Origin of the sequence: Antribacter gilvus (assembly GCF_003946865.1) — a bacterium.
Classification (GTDB): Bacteria; Actinomycetota; Actinomycetes; order Actinomycetales; family Cellulomonadaceae; genus Antribacter; species Antribacter gilvus.
This window is the reverse complement of record NZ_QXTH01000001.1, coordinates 172,443-191,274: the sequence shown is the minus strand read 5'-3', so window position 1 is coordinate 191,274 and position 18,832 is coordinate 172,443. Positions and strand designations below refer to the sequence as shown.

The window sequence follows — 18,832 nt, the reverse complement described above, 5'->3', positions numbered from 1 at the left end:
TCCTCGCGTGCGGAGTGGGATTGGCGGCGCACTGCGGCGCGCCGCCAGTCTACCTTTCGCCTCCCTGGGCCCGGCGCGGCCGTCCACAGGCAGATCCCCCGGGCTGGGAATGCGTCACGCACGCCACACGGTTGCGCTGTTCATGAGCGACTGGAACACGAAGGTCATCGAGGAGTTCCGCGCGAACGAGGGCCGCGTCGGCGGACCGTTCGAGGGCGCGAACATGATCCTGCTCCACACCGTGGGGGCAAAGAGCGGGCTTGAGCGGGTCCACCCCGTCGTGTACTTCCCGGAGCCGGACGGCGCGATGATCGTCGTCGCCTCCAAGGGCGGGGCCCCGGACAACCCCTCCTGGTACCACAACCTCGTGGCGAACCCGGAGCTCGACGTCGAGGTCGGCACCCGGACCCTCCGGGTCAAGGCCGAGGAGCTCGGCCCGGACGAGCGGGCCGTCGTCTGGCAGCGGGTCGTCAGCGAGATGCCCGGCTTCGGCGACTACGAGAAGCGGACCGACCGCGTCATCCCGCTGATCCGGCTCCGGCCCGTGGCCTGACGGGCCACTCGGCTGTCGGCAGGACCGTTCAGCGCCGCTGAACGGTCCGACAGTGATACGCGATAGACGCTTCACGGTCCCGCGACGGAGGATGACGACATGCCCCTGCGTCACTCGCTCCTTGCCGTGCTCGTCACCGTCATCTGGGGCCTGAACTTCCTCGCGATCGACTACGGCGTGGCCGACGTGCCACCGGCGCTCTTCGTGGCGATCCGGTTCGTCGTGGTGCTGGTGCCGGCGATCTTCCTCGTGCCGCGGCCCACGGCCCGGCTGCGCGACGTCCTGCTCGTCGGGGCGTTCCTCAGCCTGGGCCAGTTCGCGCTCCTGTACACGGCGATCGCCCTCGGGCTGCCGCCGGGCATCGCATCGCTGGTGCTGCAGGCGCAGGTGGCGTTCACCGTCGTGTTCGCGTCGGTGGCGCTCCGCGAGCGACCCACGCCGCCGCAGCTCGTCGGCGTGGTGATCGGCGCGATCGGCCTGCTCGTCGTGGGGCTCGGTCGCAGCGCGAGCACCCCGGCGCTGGCCCTCCTCCTGGCGATCGCCGCCGCGGCCTCGTGGGCGACGGGCAACGTGATCGTGCGCCGGCTGGGGGCCGCGGCCCCCGCGGGAGGCGCGGCGCCGAACCCCATGTCGGGGCTCTCGATGACCGTCTGGTCGGCTCTGGTCGTGCCCGTCCCGATGTTCGGGCTCGCGCTGGCGCTCGACGGGCCGGGCGCCGTCGGGTACTCCCTGACGCACCTGAGCGGCACCGCCATCGTCTCCACGCTGTACACGGCATGGCTCGCGAGCCTGGTGGGTTACGGCATCTGGAACACGCTGCTCACCCGGCACCGCGCCGGGGCGGTCGCCCCGTTCACCATGCTGGTCCCGGTGGTGGGCATCGCCGCGGCCTGGGCGGTGCAGGGCGAGGTGCCCAACGCCGCCGAGGCCGGAGGCGGCCTCCTGCTCCTGCTGGGCGTGGCAGTCACGTCGGGCCTGCTGCGCTTCGGCGCCCGACGGCGGCCCCCGGTCGCCCCGGCCACACACCGCTCGCCCACGGAGGTCCCCCAGGCGGATGTCCCGAAGGCGGACGCTCGCCTCTGAGTGGACCCGCGGGCGGTGTCGACGCGGGCGGTGTCGACGCGGGGGGTGTCGACGCGGAAGCCGGGTAGCGGCCTTAGAAGGGTGGTTGTCCTGGGTCGGCTGTCGATGTGGCTGGAGCCTGGGGGCCGGTGCGGTTGTTGACGGGTGGTCCGGTGAGGCGTGCTCGGTCGTGGGCGCGCAGGGTCGCGGGCTTGCGGCCTGTGGTTGCCGGGATTGTGCCGGGGGTCGCCGTGCCGGGGGTCCGTGGGCCGTGCTGGGTGGCTGGGCGGGTGTAGGTGTGGCCGGTCGGCGCGGTCCAGGTCGTGGTCCCGGTCGTGGGTTCGCGCTGGGCGGTCCAGCCGTGGTGGGTCTTGGCGTTGTGATGCCGGCGGCACAGGAGCTGCAGGTTCGCTGCCCGGGTCTGCCCCGGGGTCCCGGGCGGGAGGGTGGCGGGATCCAGGGTGTGGTCGAACGTCTGGAGGTGGTCGAGGTCGGCGGTGGTGCCGGGCCGGTCGCACTGCAGGAACTGGCAGCTGCCGTCCCGGGCCAGGACCGCGGCGCGCAGTACCGGGCCCGGGACGTAAGTGTGGGTGGAGTGGTCGGTCAGGATGCCGGTGACCGGGTCGGTCACCAGCCGCTGCCACGTCCCACCCGTTCCGCAGGTCGTGCCGGAGTCGCCCGGGGCGGCGAGCAGGGCGGCGGTGTCCGCGTCGATGGGTCCGTACCCGTCCAGGAACCCGGGCTCGTCGTCCTGCCCGAGCAGGGTCGAGGCCGCGACCGTGACCCGGATGACCGGACGCACCGGCAGGACCGTCACCCGCACACCTTCCCCGGGCACCGGCTCCGGCTCAGGTTCAGTGGGCTCAGGGGCCGGGACACCCGGTATGGGCAGGCCCGGCTGGGACGTCGGCGCCGAGCCGGCGGGCTTGGTCGTCTCGACAGCCTCGGTGGCCTCGGGGTCGGTGGCCTCGGGGTCGGTGGTGTCGGTGGTGTCGGTGGGCAGGATGAGGCGCCCGGTCAGGATGCCGGTCAGGACGTCCGCGCGAGCCTGGGCCAGGGTGCGATCCTTGCCCGCCCGCTTCACGGTCCGTCCGGCGGTGTCCAGGGTGTCCCACACCGCAGCCGCGTCGGCAGCCGGGAGCAGCGCGGACAGCCACGCCATCGTGCCGCCCTCGACCGGGTCCAGGTACACCGCCCGCCGGTCCCGCTCGGCCCGGGCCACCTGCGCCGGGGTCAGGTGACGGCGGGCATGGGCCCGCATCTGGTCCCGCACCCAGGACCGGGACCGTTCCCCGGCCTGCGGCAGGACCTCGGCGATCGCCTCGACCCGCTGCTCAACGGTCATCGTGCTGCCCGCGGTCAGGAGCAGGTCCACCTTGACCACGTCGATCCGCCCACCCGCCAACGCCGCGGCGACCTGCGGGTGGTGGGCCAGGCCCGCCCCGCGGGCCATGACCTTGTCCGCCTCGAACGTCGGCACCCCGAGCCGGGCACCGAGCTCCACCGCAGCCTGGGCCTTGGGGACCGACCAGCCCCGCCGCCGACCGAGCTCGCCCGCGACCGCAGCCTGACGAGTCGTGGCCCAACCGATCAGCCGCGCCCACCCCGCCGCGACGTCCAGCAGGCCCGCGTCGTCCAGGCGCCTCAGATCCGCGCCGCCACCGTCCGCGTCGCCGGTGTCGGTGCCGCCGGTGTCCGCGCCGCACAGGGCGGCCAGGGCCGCCGCGAGCCCCGGACCCCCACCAAGCCCGTCCAGCGCGTCGAGCCCGTCCGGCCCGTCCAGGCCGTCCAGGCCGTCCAGCGGCGTGCCGGGACCACCCGCGCCCGAGCGTGCGCCGTCGGACACCCTCGTTGCCGAAAGCACCACCATGACCACCCCCCAGCGACCGGAACGGGCCGCGAAGCGGCCCCGCCGGGCCCCCTGCCCGACCCTCACAGCCTATCGAACAAGCGTTCTTTTCGCTCGCTGACCTGCAAAGATGTGGACAACCACGTCGTCCACAACCCCGCCGTCGGCCTCCAACCCGCACACCCCGTCGAGCCGACACGTCGGCCGCGGCAGCGGCCTCTATGACCCTGCCGCACCCTGGGAACGCCTACCCACACCCCGTAGGGTGGCGCCCGTGAGACGTGCTCTGGGATGGCTCGTGACGCTGGTCGCACTCGCCGCCGTGCTGGTGGTGGGCGACCGCGTCGCTGTGCGAACCGCGGAGAGCGCCGCGGTCCAGGCCTTCGAGCAGGAGGCCGAGGTCACGGGGGCGAGCCTCGACATCACCGGGTTCCCGTTCCTCACCCAGGTCGCACAGGGCGAGCTGACGCACGTGACCGGCGCGGCCGGCACTGCGTCGTTCGGCGGCTACACGATCACCGACCTCACGATCGACGCGCGCGGCGTGGGCATCTCGCCGCCCTACCCCGTCGCGACCGGGACCGCCTCGGGCCTCCTCGCTGTGGACGATCTGGAGCAGGCGCTGCAGGAGCAGTCCGGCCTCGCGGGCGACCTCGGCACGGAGGGCGACACCCTGGTCCTGTCGGGCACCGTCCTCGGGCTGCCGCTGGCGGTCGCGGGCAGCCCCCGGGTGTCCGACGCCGGCACGCTCGCTCTCGACGTCGTCTCCGTCGACACAGGCTCCGGCCCCCGCCCGGTCGAGGACCTGCCCGGCGCGGTCGCCGACCTCCTCACGGGCATCGAGGTCTCGCTCACGCTGCCCGAGGGCGTCGCGCTGGACGCGGTCGAGGTCGCCGACGGCTCCGTCCGCATCACGGTGACCGGGACCGACGTCGCGCTCGAGGAGCTCGTCGCCTCCTGATGGCGGCGACCTCAGGTCCACCCGCGTAATCACCCGTCACCCTGGGACGAGTCCCCAGCGCCCACGCCATCATGTGGCTCTCCAGGCCGTGTCAACCTGACGGGCCTCCTCACACGTCGAGGCCATGTGAGCACAGTCGTGGCGGGAGAGGCCCAGGTCGACCTGGATGCCTTCGTCGCGCGCGAGTACCCGAAGGTCGTCGCTGCGGTCGGTCTGATCACCGGCAGCCCGCAGGACGCGGCCGACGCCGTCCAGGACGCCCTCGTGGGTTTCCTGGCGAAGCCGCCGTCCAGGCCTGTCGAGAACCTCGCCGCGTGGATCACCGTGGTGGCCAGCAACCGCGCCAGAGACCTGCGGCGGTCGCGTGACGCGGAGTCGCGGGCCCTGCACCGCATCGGCGCCCGGGTCGAGGCCGCCACGGCCGTGGGCCCGGTGACGGGGGCGTCCGACGCCGTCGACGTGGACGTGGCCCGCGCGCTCGCCGCGCTCCCCGACCGGCAGCGCCAGGTCTGCGTGCTCCACTACCTGCTCGACCAGCCGGTGGAGCAGATCGCGGCGGGCCTGGGCGTGAGCACCGGGACGGTCAAGACACAGCTGTTCCGGGCCAGGAAGGCCTTGGCGGCGCGGCTGCGGAAGGAGGACCACCGTGGCTGACACCTCGCTGGACGACCTGCTGCGGGAGTCCTTCGCGCGCACCGCGCAGCACGGCGACCCCGCTGGGGTCGCGGACGCCGTGCGGCAGCGCGTCGCCGCGGGCGACACGGGCGCCGCCGCCGCGTCGTCGACCGCCCCCGGCTGGGGCGGCCCCCGCAGCCTGCTGCCCTGGCTGGGCGCCGGGCTGGTCGCGGTCGTGGCCGGGTCGGTCGTGGGCGCGAGCGGTCTGCTCGGGGCCGTGGGGTCCGACGGCGGCACCACCACCGGACTGCCTCTCCTCGTACCGGACCACGGCGTCTCCGCAGGGCTGTGCCCCGGCCGGACCGGCGCCGCGGACCTCCAGGCGGGCGAGCGGGTGCTCGTCGTGGCCCGGAGCGCGGACTCCGCCCACGTGGCGGTGCGCAGCCCGCACGACCGCGCGTCGGTCGTGTGGTTGCCCGCGTCCGTCGTGACCGCCGACGCGGACGAGTCCCCGATCGAGGACCTGCCCGTGGCGGGCTGCGCCGAGGCCGCCATGGCGCTCGCCTCGCCCTCGGCGGTGCCCTCGGAGGCTCCTTCGGAAGCACCGGACGCCACGCCCTCGCCGACGCCTTCCCCGTCGACGACGGCGACACCCCGGCCGGGCCGCCCGACGCCGACACCCCCGCCCGCACCCGGACCGCCGACGCCCGCGCCTCCGCCGCCGCCTGCCCCGCAGCCCCCGCCTCCTCCGCCTCCTCCGGGGGACTCGACGGCGCCGATGATCTCGGCGATGACGGCCGACCCGGCGACCTGCCCCGTCTACTCGCCGGACAGCACGAGCACGGTGATCGTCTCCGCGAGCGACGCCGTCGGCGTCCGGGGCGTGTCGCTCAGCTGGTCCGGAGCGACGACGGGAACCACCGAGATGTGGGCGACCGCGGGCGGGTGGCGCTTCGACCTCGCCATGCCCGCCGGAACGTACGGCAACGTCACGTTCTCGGCGGTGGCCCGCGACCAGGCGGGCAACCAGAGCGCACCGCGAGAAGTCACCGTCTTCGTCAACTGTCTGGTGTGATCGCCATGAAGAAGCTCCTCTCCCGCCCTGTCCTGCAGCGCGTCGCCGGGGTCGCCGGCGTGGCCGCTCTGGCGGTGACCAGCGCGTTCGTGGCTGGTGCCCTCGCCGGGGGCGACCCCGCGCCCGAGGCGACGTCGGAGCCCTGGGCGGGCGCGGCGTCGTCGGGCACCGAGACCGTGGCCGTGCCGGTGCTCGCACCCGCCGCCACGGGCCCGGAGGCACCGCCCCCGCCCGCCGAGGGCGACGACGTGCCGGAGCCCGTCACCAGCGAGGTGACCGGCTTCGTCGATGTGCCGCTGCCACCGGGCGGCGACTTCGCCGAGCCGGACCCGGCCGCGACGACCGGCCCGGCGGACCCCGCCGGGACAGCCGTCACGTCGGCAGACCCGTCAATGCCGGGCGACCCCACCGCGCCGCCCGCCGCCGGCGGTGACCCGACCGCGGCGGCGAGCGGGTCGCCGTCGGGCCCAGGGCTGTTCCTGGCACCCGAGGTGCTGGCGACCTTGGCGGGCCTGGCCGAGGCGGCCGACCCCGGGACGGTCGCAGGCGTCTCCGCGCTCGACCCGGTCGGCGACCCCTGCGCCACCGGCGCCGAGGCGACCGGCTGTCCTGGCGGCGTGCAATCGACAGTCCTCGCCTCCACCGACCTGCCCCCGCTGACCGGTTACTCGCTGGTGCGTCCGCCGGTGGGCGGGCCGGACTCGGCGGGGCTGATGTGCCCCGAGCGAGAGACGGGGCCGGACCGGGTGCAGTTCGCGGTCGGCACCAACCTCCCCGTCGAGCTGAGGGTGAGCTACTGGCCCGAGGGCCGGCCCACCGAGGCCCGGCGGATCCTGACCTGGACGGGCGGGGAAGAGCGCGACCGCTTCGTGGCCGACCCGCCGCACCCGAGCGGCGGACCGTACACGGTGCTCAAGCACTGCACGGTCCTCGACCGGCTGGAGCCCGGGGTGGTGTACGAGGTGGAGTCCGTCGCCACGACGGAGTCCGGCGAGCAGCTGCGGATCGACGACCTGGTGCTGCCCGGCGCGGAGCTCGGACGACCGCCGTCGCGGGTGCTGACGGTCGGCCAGAACGTCGTGTTCGCGTCGCTCGCGCACACGACGGCCGAGCAGGCCGAGCTCGTCGCCTACCGGGTCGCTCCCGAGGACCCCCTCGACTGCGACCCCGAGGACCGCGGCACCCGGGCGCGGCTGGCCCGCCTGGCTGAGCCCAGCACGGTCGAGGTTCCGGCCGAGACCCTCCAGCGCGGCGGGTTCGGCCTGGAGTTCAACCGGCGCACGTCGGTGGCGTTCCTCGCCTCGGAAGGGACCCAGGTGGTGGTCTGCCTCACCGCGGTGGACCGGTCGCGCGCCTCCTTCGAGGGTCGCGCGTCGTCCCTGGAGAGCGTGGTGCTGTCCACCCCCGACCGGCTGCTGCCCGTCATCACCTGGCACCGGGCCACGGTGCATCCCGGGCACGGCATCGAGCAGGTGCGGGTGGGCGTGAGCACCCGCAACGCCGGCAGGTGCGCGCAGCTCACCCGGGACCCCCGCCTGTACGAGCAGCGCACCTTCGAGATCGAGGCGCCCACCGGCGGGTCCCTGTGCGACCAGAGCGACCTTGACGGCACGTCCGGCGTCGTCCTGAACCAGACGCCGGTGCTGTGGGCCCGGGTGGACGGCAACGGCGGGTCGTACACCGCGCGGGCGGCGCTCCCCGTCGCCGGGTTCGGCTGCGACGCCGGCTGCCGCCTGCCGGAGGTCGAGTGGTACACGCTCAGCCTCGAGCGGCCGAGGGACGGGGGCACCATCTGCGGCAGCTCGTTCGGAGGCTGCGACGAGCCGACCCCGCGCGCCGCCGGCTCGGTGCTCATCCGGGTCGAGTGGGTCCACGGGAGCACCAACGGGCAGCAGGACTGGGCGGTGGGCCCGCTCGTGCAGCACGTGGGCACGCCCGTCCTCGCGGAGCTGCCACAGCTCGACACCCGGATGGTCCCGGCCTTCGACTCGGCGGCCGGTGCGATCACCGTCGACCTCCGGACCGACCGGCCCGCTGCCTACCGCGCCGAGATCCTCGGCGAGTGCGACCGCGAGGGACGGGTGACGCTCCTGGAGGGCCGGATCGAGGGCACGTCCCGCCTGACCTTCGCGAACGTGTGCAGCGGCACGACCTACGAGGTCGCGGTGACCTTGACCGACAACGAGGGGCGCGTCGCCGCGTACGGCACCGACCAGCGTCCGCCCCGGTACTGGAACGCGGTGCTCCGCACGCCCGGGTTCCCGGCGACGGTCCGCGGCTCGGTCACCGTCCGGCAGGGCGACGGGGTCGACGGGCCGGAGACGCCCACGATGCTGCTCGAGCCGTTCTCCCTGAAGGTGGACGGCGTGCAGCTCATGCCCCACGACTACCGCGAGGGCTACTGCACCGGAGCCACCGGCGTCGCGCTCCTCGACCACCGCGAGGTCGACCTCGCCGACCTGGTCCACGTCCAGGCGGAGGTGACCGTGCGCGACGGCGGCGCGACGTACGACCCGACGCGGAGCTACCAGCGGTGTCCTGCCTGGTCGGCGCCCGCCGGGGACTCGCGCCCGGCCGTGGTGGACGCCCTGGTACCGCTCGACAGCCTGCGCTCCCCCGACGGCGTGGACGTGACGGCCCAGGACGCTTCAGGCGAGATCGAGGTGCGGGTCCACCTGGCGCTGGCCCCGTGACCGCACGGCGAGGCCCTCGGAGGCGACGCAGCGGTTGACGGTGCCATGGGCGTCCCTTGGCGCGCGCCGTAGCCTGTGCCGTGTCCCACGCCACGGTGTTGCGTGGGACACACCGGGGTAAATCGGCGAATCGATACGTTTTCCATAGCCCTCGGAATGGTCGCCTCAGCGCACGAAACCGCCTCTGACCAGGGGGTTTCACATCCATACCACAAGGTGGTTTGATTCGCACATGCAAATGCTCCGAACTTTCTCGCGAGAGTCCTTCGAGTTCGGGCTTGCTTCATGGCGGTGGCTGGGGATCAACGGCAAGACTCCACGTTTCACCACGTGCTTCGGCGACGTGTTCCTGGAGTCGCTCGAGGGCTGGTGGTTCCTGGACGCTGTCGAGGGCACGCTCGAGCTGAGATGGTCCACCGCCGTCGACATGTACGCCGAGCTCGAGACCCCGGAAGGGCAGGCGACCTTCCTGCTCGCCGATCTCGTCCAGGAGGCCACGCACCGCGGTCACCGGCTCGCCGCCGACGAGGTGTTCACCTTCAATCCGCACCCCGCCTCCGGCGGTGACATGTCCATCGACACGGTGGTGTCCGCGCGCTTCGCACTCGCGATGAACTGGGCCGGGCAGCTCCATGAGCAGCTCCGCGCGGGCAACCGGCACACGGTGCCCGACGCCGTCGGTGCCGGCACGGTGGACCACCTCACCGACGCCTGGGCCTCGGCCTGGCAGGAGGGCACCGGCTACGCCGACGGCACCGGCTACGGCGGCGCCCACCCGCTCGACCCCGCCCGGCAGTACGAGCGGTACGCGCCCCCGGCGGACACCTACGGCACGTCGTCCCAGCCCGTCGTGATGGACGGCGCCTACGCCGCCGGCGCCTATCCCGCGATGCCGACCGGCCGGCACGCCACCATCCCGCCCGCGCAGGACGACGCGAGCCACCGGGCTCCCGCGCACGAGACCGATCCGTACGCCACGTACCCGGCGGACCCGTACGCGCAGCACGACGGCTGGGCGGGCCAGGCTCCGGCCGTCACCGCCACGGGCGCGTACGCGACGGTCCCGGCACCGGTCGGCTACTACGACGCGCCGGCTGCGCCCTCCGAGCCCGCGGTCGCGGAGACGGGTGCGCTCCCGGCCTGGGACGACCTCTGGCGGCGCCGCTGAGCGGGCCACTGGCCCACGTCACGTGAGCGGGCAACGACCCGGTGCGGCGGCCGTGCCGCTCGCCGGACCGGTCGCTCCCCCTCCTGCGCCGGCGGCAGCGCCGGCGGCAGCCGACGCTCACGCTCCGTCCGCGCGACGACGCTCAGCTCGGCCACCGTGCACGACTGCGACCGCTTGAGCAGCCGCGTCTCCAGCGCCGTCCGCGCGGTGCGGTGGAGGCCGTCGGTATAGCCCAGGATCGTCTGGGCGTGGCCGTAGGTGATGCGACCGCCCCGCAGTGCCGCCAGCGTGCGCGGGTGCTCGTGGACGAGCGCGCGCGACTCCTCGGCCAGCGCCAGCACCGAGCCCTCCGGGATCCGCAGGGCCGCGGCGAGCGCCTCCACGAGGACGGGCGGCAGGATGGCGTCCTCCGGCTCGACGCCGTCGGCGGCGCTCTCAGCGGCGTCGCCCGCCCCCGGAGCAGGGTTGCCGGTCCCGGGTTCTTCGTGGCCGGACAGCTCCGGACGCTCGTCCGCCCACACCCGGACGGACTCGACGAGCACCGCCCGCGACGCCGCCAGGGAGGCGAGGAGGGAGTCGATCGCCGTCACGGCCTCGACCGCCTCGGTGAGGGACGCGAAACCGGCCGCGACCCCCGACACCGCACCCGCATGGGCGAGCGCGGGAACAGGATGGCCCGTGCGGGCCCGAGTCACCATTGCCTTGTTCGAACGCATGTTCGAACTGTAGCGACCGCCACCGACGCGTGCCACCCCAGACAATGGTCCGGTGAGATCCGTCCGGACGGCAGCCCGATCGCTGCCCCTGCTGCTCTCGTCCGCCGCGTGCTGCCTGCTCCTTGCCGCGTGCACCGGGACCGAGTCGCCGGCCCCGCCGGCCCCGCCGACCGCTACGGCCCCGCCGGCCGCTACGGCCGCTACGGCCCGGCCCGCCCACCCTTCTCCGAGCGCCACGCCTTCCGCGTCGGCAGACGCCGCAGCGTCCGTCGTCGAGCACCAGGTGCTCCTCGGCGGGACCACCCTGACGATCAGCGCGCCGACGCTCGAGGCGCCGCCCGGCACGGACGCCGACGTCGTGACTCTCGTCGCGGACCTCCCGGTGTCCGTCCGCCTCGGCGGGCCCGGCAGCCTGGTCGCCCACACCGACGGGAGCCTCACCGTGCTCGACGACGCAGGCACGCCGGTCGCGGGCATCGCGCCACCCGACTCCCTCGCGACCACCCGGACGGCGGTGCCCGAGCCGGGCCGCGCGGAGGTGACGGCGTCCGCCGAGGAGGGCGGGGCGACGTCGGGCAGCGTGGTGCTCACGGGGGCGGGCACCGCCCTCGCTGCGGCTACCTGGGGCGACCGGGAGGGCGGGCGGTCGCTGGCCGTCGAGCCGACGACGTGGGCCCGCACCGCGGGCGAGGCCGGCGTGGAGCTCCTCGCCGCCGAGCTGGGCGCGGCCGAGCCCGAGGCGCAGAGCACGACCATGCTGGACCAGCTCACCTGCCACGCGATCGGCGCCCCCGACAAGGCCACCTGGAACCTTGAGCCCTGGCGACCCGACGTGGGGCTGATGAGCGTCCTCGCGGCCCGCTGCAACCCCTGATCCGGGACTCACCCGCCCTGTGGACCGTCTCGGCGTGCGGATCAGCCCGGGGTGCGGTTTCCTGGTTGTGGATGGCCGGCAGGGGCCATCCTCGCTGGACCCCAGACGTCTTCGATCGTCCTTCGGGACGCTCGAGCACCGCTGCGGGCTGCCCCGAGCCACCGCAGCAGAATGCTTCACAGACGGCACGGCGATCACCTCGGCAGGGAGGCTCCCGATGACCCGTGTTCTTGTGCTCGGAGCGATTGTCGCGGTCAGCGGCGGTGCGCTCGTCGGCGTCACTCTCGCGTTGGGTCCGGCGCTCCTTGCCGTCCTCGCGATCCTTCTGGCGCTGGGCGGCGCCACGGCCGTGGCGTTCATCGTCCCGGAACCGACAGAGACAGCGGAGACCGTGACGCTCAGCGGTCCGCTCGTGCGGGAGGTCGCCGCGAAGGAGCCGGAGCCCGAGGCCGCACCGGAGCCCCTACGGGCGCCGACGAGCCTGCCGGCCCCCCAGGCTGCGGTGCCCTCCGCCGCCTGACCGCACGCGGGAGGCCGGCTACCCGGACGGGGTAGCCGGCCTCCCGACCGCCGGGCGCGTCAGGCCTTCCGGATCGCCTTCTCGCGCACCGGCTCCTTGCCGCTCGCACGCAGCGCGCGGTAGTAGTCGCGCGCCTCGTCCTGCCGGGCCTTCTCGGCGCCGGACGCGATGGGCGCGCGCAGGTGCTCCGGGCCGTAGCCCCAGGCGTCCACCAGGTCGACCACGTGCGGCCGGATCTTCTTCAGCAGCCGGTCGATGCTGCTCGTGACGGTCTGGGCGCGCGTGGCCGACAGGCGTCCGTGCAGCAGGTACCAGGCGAGGTTCCGCTCCACGAGCGTGAGCCCGAAGATGTCGCGCAGCCACGTCAGCACCTCGCGCGTGCCCGCGTCGGGGACCTTCGGCAGCGCGTCGGTGAACGCCTCCCAGCGGAGCAGGTCGGCGTACGCCTTGGCGGCCTCGATGAGCTGCACCTGGTGGTTGTCGAAGATCTCCTGCGCCACGGCCGGGTCGGCCTTCAACGCCGGGCGGAGGCCCATCGCGACCTCTTCCACCATGGTGGCGACCCGGTCGGCGAGCAGCTTGCGCTGCGTCTCCTCGTCGCGCAGGTTGTTCGCGGCGCGGCGCACGTCCCCGGCGTCGGCGAGCACCTGGGCGGCCCGCGCCAGCGGCGTACGGTGCAGCGCCGCGTCCACGGCCTGGTCCACGACGAACCGCGCCATCCCGCCGGGGCTGCGCGTGGCCCTCGCCATCTCCTTGCCGAACTCGCCCACGAGGCGCTTCGCCACGAGCTGCAGCAGCACGTGGTTGTCGCCCTCGAACGTCACGTAGACGTCGAGGTCCGACCGCAGGCTCGTGAACCGGTTCTCGGTGAGGAAGCCGGCGCCGCCGCACGCCTCACGGCACTCCTGCAGGGTGTCGAGCGCGAACCAGGTGCTGGCCGACTTGAGGGCGGCGGCCGTGGTCTCCAGGTCCTCGCGCGTGGCGGGCGTGTCCTCCTCGCCGGAGAAGACCGTGTGGAAGAGGTCCAGCAGGCCGTCGTGCGCGAAGTGTGACGCATACGTCTCGGCGATGCGCGGGAAGAGGCGACGGCGGTGCGTCGCGTAGTCGAGGAGCGTGAGCTCCTCCACGCCCGCGGACGGCGCGAACTGGCGCCGCTCCGCCGCGTACTTCACGGCGATGGCGAGGCCGATCTTGGAGGCGGCCACCGCAGCGCCGTCGAGCGACACGCGGCCCTGGACGAGGGCACCGAGCATCGTGAAGAAGCGCCGGCCGGGGCTGTCGATCGACGACGTGTACGAACCGTCGGCAGCGACCTGGCCGTAGCGGGCGAGCAGGTCCGTGCGGGGCACGCGGACGTGGTCGAAGTGCAGCCGGCCGTTGTCGATGCCGTTGAGGCCGCCCTTCTGGCCGTCGTCCTCGCCGCCCACGCCCGGCAGGAATGCGCCTGCCGTGCCGTCCGGGTTGGTCTCACGGACGGGCACGTAGAAGCAGTGCACGCCGTGGTTGACGCCGTTGGTGACGAGCTGCGCGAACACCGTGGCCGCGGTGGCGTGCACGGCGGCGTTGCCCAGGTAGTCCTTCCACGCCCCGCGGAACGGGGTGTGGATGACGAACTCCTCGGTCTCCGGGTCGTACGTCGCGGTGGTGCCGATCGACGCCACGTCCGAGCCGTGACCCGTCTCCGTCATCGCGAACGCGCCGGGCACGGACAGGTCCATGGCCCCCGGCAGCAGGCGGTCCTGCTGCTCCGGCGTGCCCAGGTGGAAGATCGCCGAGGCGAAGAGACCCCACTGCACGCCCGCCTTGATCTGCAGCGACGGGTCGGCGGCCACCATCTCCTCGAAGCCCACGAGGTTGGCGCCCGCGTTGTCGCCACCACCCAGGCGCTTCGGGAAGGCGAGGTGCACGTGGCCGAGGGGTGCGAGCTGCTTCATGTGCGCGAGGGTGAGCTCGCGGTGCTCCTCCTTGGCGATCCCCTCGCGCTTCCACAGCTCGGGGTGCTCGGCCACCAGACGGCGCGCCTGGGCGCGCTCCTCCTTCCAGCGGCCGAGCAGGTGGTGCTCCAGGGTGGGCACGTCCACGCGCGGCCCGCTGCCCGACGACGTCGTGGTCGCCTTCTCGCGGTCGCTCGCCGTCGGCGCGGCGGTGGCCCCCGCGGTCTCCACAGGGTCGGAGGTGGTGGTCATCGGTGCTCCTCGGTTCTCGAGTTGGGGTTGTGCAGCACGCCCACCGGCCCGGTCCAGAGCCAGAGGGCGACGCGCTCGGTGAGCTCCTCGCGGCTGAGCCCGCCGAGGCCGAGGTCGTGGCCGAGCCACCACTCGCCGGCGCCGCGGACGAAGCCGACGGCGCCCGCGGCCCACGCCGCCGCATCGGCGGAGGAGACGTCGGTGGCGCGGGCGAACGGCTCGGCGACGAGCTCGATCACGGAGTCCAGGTAGGCACCCAGCGGGGTGTCCGCAGGGCCGACCGACACGCCGGTGGCCTCGAGCGCCTGCTCGGCGGCCCGGCGGCGACCGGCGCCGACCTCGACCGGGGACGACGGCTCGTTGCCGCCGATGGCGGTCCGCGTGACGAACCAGTAGACGTTGGGCGAGCTCTCGATCATCTCGAGGTAGACCCGCACCATCTCGCGCAGCGCACCCTCGGGCGTCCTCGCCGCGCGGGCCGCGTCCCGCAGCGCGTCGTGCATCTGGCGCACCACCGCCTCGGCGACCGCGAGCCGGAGGCCCGCCTTGTCGTCGAAGTACCGGTACACGATGGACTTGGACGTGCCCGCGGCCGCCGCGATCTCGTCCATGGACACGGCGGGGCCGAGCTTGTGCACCGCCTTGCGCGCCGCTCGGACCAGCTCGGCGCGCCGAGCCGTGCGATGGTCGTCCCATCGGGTCGAGCGGCCGTCCACGCTGACGCTCATCGGACGACCTCCTCGTCATGCCTTGTGATCCGTCTCACGAGACCGAGAGTATCAGGTACTGTGAGTCCTGGGCACAAGCGGCCCGCTCCGGCGTTGCCGGAACCTGTCCGACGGAGTGAGAAGGAAACAGCGACGTGGCCACCACACCTGCCCCCCGTGACATCCCGCGCGACGCCGTGATCGTCGGCGGCAACCGGATCCCGTTCTCCCGCGCAGGCAAGAAGTACGTCCGCGCGAGCAACCAGGACATGTTCACCGCGGCCCTCGAGGGCCTCGTGGCCCGCTTCGGCCTCCAGGGCGAGCGCCTCGGCGAGGTCGTCGGTGGTGCCGTCCTCAAGCACAGCCGCGACTTCAACCTGATCCGCGAGTGCGTGCTCGGCTCGTCCCTGTCAGCGCAGACGCCGGCCTACGACCTGCAGCAGGCCTGCGCCACCGGGCTCGAGGCCGCGATCGCGGTGACCAACAAGATCCGCCTCGGCCAGATCGAGTCGGCGGTCGCGGGCGGCACGGACACCGTGTCGGACGCGCCGATCGCCGTCGGCGAGAAGCTGCGCCTCGCGCTGCTGGCCGCCAACCACGCCAAGACCACCGGCGCCCGCGTCCAGTCGTTCCTCACGCTGCGTCCGAAGGACCTCGCGCCCGCGAGCCCGAGCACGAGCGAGCCCCGCACCGGGCTGTCGATGGGCGAGCACCAGGCCATCACCACCGCGAAGTGGGGCGTGAGCCGCGAGGCGCAGGACGAGGTGGCCTTCAACAGCCACCGCAACCTCGCCGCCGCCTGGGACTCGGGCTTCTTCGACGACCTCGTGACGCCCTTCAAGGGCCTCACCCGCGACGACAACCTCCGCGCCGACACCTCGCTCGAGAAGCTCGCGACGCTCAAGCCGGTGTTCGGCACCCGCCTGCCGGAGCCCGCGACCATGACAGCCGGCAACTCGACCCCGCTGACCGACGGCGCGTCGGCCGTGCTCTTCGCCTCGCGCGAGTGGGCCGCCGAGCGGGACCTGCCGGTCCTCGCGCGGTTCGTCGACGCCGAGACGGCAGCCGTCGACTTCGTCCACGGTCACGAGGGCCTCCTGATGGCCCCCGTCCACGCGGTCCCGCGCCTGCTGGGCCGCAACGGCCTCACGCTCGAGGACATCGACTTCTTCGAGATCCACGAGGCGTTCGCCTCGACGGTCCTCACCACGCTCGCCGCATGGGAGGACAAGGAGTACTGCCGCACGGAGCTCGGCCTGGACGAGGCCTTCGGCACCGTCGACCGGTCGCGCCTCAACGTCAACGGGTCGTCGCTCGCGGCGGGCCACCCGTTCGCCGCCACCGGCGGCCGCATCATCGCGACGGCCGCGAAGCTCGTCGCGGCCAAGGCCGCGGAGACCGGTCGTCCCGCCCGGGCCCTGATCTCGGTCTGCGCCGCTGGTGGCCTCGGCGCCACCGCGCTGATCGAGTCCGCCTGAGCCTGAGCCCCCGCGCACCCCGAATCCGGAAGGAGCCCGACGACATCGTGGCTGACAAGTACACCGAGGCCGTCAACAGCGGCCTGACCAAGGCCCTCGCCAAGAAGCTGGGGCTGCCGCGGCCCGCGCTCCTGCGCCGCTACCAGGCGGGCGCCCCCCTCACCGTGGGTCCCGTCCTGGTGCTGTCCGACGGCGCCTCGGCCGCCGACGCCGACAGCGTCGCCAAGGCGCTGCTCGCCTGGGACCTCGACGTGCGCCGCACGTCCGAGAACGCGGGCGACGTGCGGTGGGGCGCGGTCGTGCTGGTCGGCACTGCCGCCGAGGCTCCCGCCGCCGTCTCCGAGGCGGTCCTCGCCCTCGGCGGCACCCTGCGGTCCCTCGCGGGCAACGGTCGCGTGGTCGTCCTGTCCCGTGCCCCGGAGTCCGGCGGCTCCCCGGCGGTCGCAGCCGCCCGCGCCGGGTTCGAGGGCTTCACGCGCTCGGTCGGCAAGGAGCTGCGCGGGGGCGCCACCGCCAACGCGGTGCAGCTGACGGGCGACACCACAGTCGAGTCGGCGTCCGTGCTCGCCACGCTCCGCTTCTTCCTGTCCGCCAAGTCCGCCTACGTGGACGGCCAGGTGCTGCCCGTCGGCCCCTCCGGCCCGCTCGGCGACGTCGACTGGGAGCACCCGCTGGCCGGGAGGACGGCCGTCGTCACGGGCGCCGCCCGGGGCATCGGTGCGGCGATCGCCCGCACCCTCGCCCGCGACGGGGCCAAGGTCATCGTCGTCGACGTCCCGGCGGCCGGGGAGTCCCTGGCCGCGGTGGCGAACGAGATCAAGGGCACCGCCCTCCAGCTCGACGTGACCACCGCCGACGCCGGCGCCAGGATGCTCGAGGCCGCGGCCAAGCACGGCGGGCTCGACATCGTGGTCCACAACGCGGGCATCCTGCGCGACAAGCTGCTCGCCAACATGAAGCCGGCGCAGTGGGACGCCGTCGTCGCCGTCAACCTGACGTCGCAGCTCACGATCAACGAGCAGCTGCTCGCCGCCGGCACCACGGGCCTGCGCATCGTGTCGCTCGCCTCGACCAGCGGCATCGCGGGCAACAAGGGCCAGACCAACTACTCGTACTCGAAGTCCGGCGTGATCGGCCACACGGCAGCCACCGCGCCGCTCGTCGCCGAGCTGGGCGGCACCGCCAACGCGATCGCCCCGGGCTTCATCGAGACGGACATGACCCGGTCCATCCCGGCCCTGACCCGCGAGATGGGGCGCCGCACGCCGTCCCTCCAGCAGGGCGGTCTTCCGGTCGACGTCGCCGAGGCCATCGCGTTCCTCGTCTCCCCGCCGGCCCAGGGCGTGAACGGGCAGGTGCTGCGCGTCTGCGGCCAGGCCATCATGGGCAAGTGAGGACGGGAGACGTGACGCAGAGGACCGGGCCGGGCACTCCGGCGTCGTACGCCGTGGTGGACCTGCCGGGGCTGCCCGGCCTGGGGTCGCTCTACGCCAAGGGTGCGGCCGGATCGCTCACGAAGCGCCCCGGCACAGGGGCGATCACGCTGCCCACGGTGGCCTACCGGGTGACCGGCATCGCCACCGGGGACACGGCCACGTCGGCGCACCTGGACGCCTACTGCCGCGTGGTGGGGGAGCCGTCGTCGGACGTGCTGCCTGCCGGGTTCCTGCACGTGCTGGCCTTCCCGCTCGCGACGGCCGTCATGGTGCGGGGCGACTTCCCGCTGCCGCTGCTCGGCATGGTGCACCTGCGCAACCACGTGCGGGTCACCCGGCCGGTGCGGGTCGGGGACACGCTCGAGGTACGGGCCTGGGCCGAGGACGTGCGCCCGCACCGCCGGGGCGTGCAGGTGGACCTGGTGGCCGAGGTGTCGGTCGAGGGACCGGACGGGCCCGGGCTCGCGTGGCGCGGCGTGTCGACGTACCTCGCGAAGGGCTTCCGCGCCCCGGCCGCGGCGGGCACCGCCGCTGAACCCGCCGCCTCCGAGTCCCGGGACGACTGGTCTCCGCCGCTCCCCACAGGCCGCTGGTCGCTCGGGGGTGGCACGGGCCGCGCCTACGGGGCGGTGTCGGGCGACCGGAACCCCATCCACCTGTCCGCGTTGAGCGCCAAGGCGTTCGGCTTCCCGCGGGCCATCGCGCACGGCATGTACACGTCGGCGCGCGCCCTGGCCGAGGTGGGCCCCGCCCGCCGCGGCGAGACGTACGAGTGGACGGTGGAGTTCTTCAAGCCGGTGCTGCTGCCGGGGACCGTCGACGTGGCGATCCGCCGCGACGGCGGCAGGCCCGGGCCCGGCGGCGGCTACGTGTACGACGGCTGGCGCTCGGGCAAGGGCACCCGCCACTTCACGGGCACGGTCGCACCGCTGGCCTGAC

The 18,832-nt window shown here is 74.1% G+C and carries 16 protein-coding genes; 12 read left to right on the top strand and 4 right to left on the bottom strand.

Annotated features, from left to right (window positions below; genetic code table 11):
• The first annotated feature begins 142 nt into the window (after nucleotides 1-142).
• Nucleotides 143-553 (top strand): nitroreductase family deazaflavin-dependent oxidoreductase, encoded by a 411-nt coding sequence (locus D1350_RS00780; protein ID WP_125772916.1) that lies wholly within the window; start codon nucleotides 143-145, stop codon nucleotides 551-553.
• 99 nt (nucleotides 554-652) lie between these two features.
• Complete coding sequence (locus D1350_RS00775) at nucleotides 653-1,636, top strand: EamA family transporter (protein WP_125772914.1); 984 nt, start codon at nucleotides 653-655, stop codon at nucleotides 1,634-1,636.
• A 73-nt stretch (nucleotides 1,637-1,709) separates the two neighbouring features.
• Here the strand turns inward: D1350_RS00775 and D1350_RS00770 are convergent, their stop codons facing one another.
• Entirely contained in the window at nucleotides 1,710-3,485 is a 1,776-nt protein-coding gene (locus D1350_RS00770; RefSeq protein ID WP_125772912.1) for an HNH endonuclease, read from the bottom strand.
• 253 nt (nucleotides 3,486-3,738) lie between these two features.
• On the opposite strand from D1350_RS00770, the gene D1350_RS00765 reads away from it, so the two are divergent.
• From D1350_RS00765 to D1350_RS00745, 5 genes are all read left to right on the top strand, one after another.
• Nucleotides 3,739-4,425 (top strand): LmeA family phospholipid-binding protein, encoded by a 687-nt coding sequence (locus D1350_RS00765; protein ID WP_164544979.1) that lies wholly within the window; start codon nucleotides 3,739-3,741, stop codon nucleotides 4,423-4,425.
• Nucleotides 4,426-4,551: 126 nt separating this feature from the next.
• Entirely contained in the window at nucleotides 4,552-5,079 is a 528-nt protein-coding gene (locus D1350_RS00760) for an RNA polymerase sigma factor (RefSeq protein WP_164544978.1), read from the top strand.
• A complete protein-coding gene (locus tag D1350_RS24010; RefSeq protein ID WP_206074374.1) occupies nucleotides 5,072-6,115 on the top strand; it encodes a hypothetical protein in 1,044 nt (347 codons plus the stop codon). The genes D1350_RS00760 and D1350_RS24010 overlap by 8 nt, the downstream gene beginning before the upstream one ends.
• Nucleotides 6,116-6,120: 5 nt before the next feature.
• Nucleotides 6,121-8,808: a hypothetical protein gene (locus D1350_RS00750; protein WP_125772906.1), complete on the top strand. Its 2,688-nt coding sequence runs from the start codon at nucleotides 6,121-6,123 to the stop codon at nucleotides 8,806-8,808.
• 238 nt (nucleotides 8,809-9,046) lie between these two features.
• On the top strand, nucleotides 9,047-9,976 hold the full coding sequence (locus D1350_RS00745) for a hypothetical protein (RefSeq protein ID WP_125772904.1): 930 nt from the start codon (nucleotides 9,047-9,049) through the stop codon (nucleotides 9,974-9,976).
• Here D1350_RS00745 and D1350_RS00740 read toward each other — a convergent pair.
• Nucleotides 9,889-10,692: a 13E12 repeat family protein gene (locus tag D1350_RS00740; RefSeq protein ID WP_125772902.1), complete on the bottom strand. Its 804-nt coding sequence runs from the start codon at nucleotides 10,690-10,692 to the stop codon at nucleotides 9,889-9,891. The two genes, D1350_RS00745 and D1350_RS00740, sit on opposite strands and share 88 nt — an antisense overlap.
• A 52-nt stretch (nucleotides 10,693-10,744) precedes the next feature.
• Here D1350_RS00740 and D1350_RS24005 point away from each other — a divergent pair, with 52 nt between their 5' ends.
• Together D1350_RS24005 and D1350_RS00730 are read left to right on the top strand one after the other, a co-directional pair.
• Entirely contained in the window at nucleotides 10,745-11,566 is an 822-nt protein-coding gene (locus D1350_RS24005) for a DUF2599 domain-containing protein (protein WP_206074373.1), read from the top strand.
• Nucleotides 11,567-11,783: 217 nt separating this feature from the next.
• On the top strand, nucleotides 11,784-12,086 hold the full coding sequence (locus D1350_RS00730) for a hypothetical protein (protein WP_125772900.1): 303 nt from the start codon (nucleotides 11,784-11,786) through the stop codon (nucleotides 12,084-12,086).
• Between the two features lie 59 nt (nucleotides 12,087-12,145).
• On the opposite strand, the gene D1350_RS00725 is transcribed toward D1350_RS00730, so the two are convergent.
• Both D1350_RS00725 and D1350_RS00720 read right to left on the bottom strand, forming a co-directional pair.
• Nucleotides 12,146-14,272, bottom strand: coding sequence for an acyl-CoA dehydrogenase family protein (locus D1350_RS00725; RefSeq protein WP_125772898.1), 2,127 nt, complete (start codon nucleotides 14,270-14,272; stop codon nucleotides 12,146-12,148).
• On the bottom strand, nucleotides 14,269-15,000 hold the full coding sequence (locus D1350_RS00720; protein ID WP_125772896.1) for a TetR/AcrR family transcriptional regulator: 732 nt from the start codon (nucleotides 14,998-15,000) through the stop codon (nucleotides 14,269-14,271). The genes D1350_RS00725 and D1350_RS00720 overlap by 4 nt, the downstream gene beginning before the upstream one ends.
• A 134-nt stretch (nucleotides 15,001-15,134) precedes the next feature.
• On the opposite strand from D1350_RS00720, the gene D1350_RS00715 reads away from it, so the two are divergent.
• From D1350_RS00715 to D1350_RS00705, 3 genes are read left to right on the top strand one after another with little or no spacing between them, the layout of a single operon-like run.
• Entirely contained in the window at nucleotides 15,135-16,457 is a 1,323-nt protein-coding gene (locus tag D1350_RS00715; RefSeq protein WP_125772894.1) for an acetyl-CoA C-acetyltransferase, read from the top strand.
• A gap of 47 nt (nucleotides 16,458-16,504) precedes the next feature.
• A complete protein-coding gene (locus D1350_RS00710; protein WP_125772892.1) occupies nucleotides 16,505-17,851 on the top strand; it encodes a 3-oxoacyl-ACP reductase in 1,347 nt (448 codons plus the stop codon).
• Between the two features lie 11 nt (nucleotides 17,852-17,862).
• Nucleotides 17,863-18,831 (top strand): MaoC/PaaZ C-terminal domain-containing protein, encoded by a 969-nt coding sequence (locus tag D1350_RS00705; protein WP_125772890.1) that lies wholly within the window; start codon nucleotides 17,863-17,865, stop codon nucleotides 18,829-18,831.
• Nucleotide 18,832: the final 1 nt, after the last annotated feature.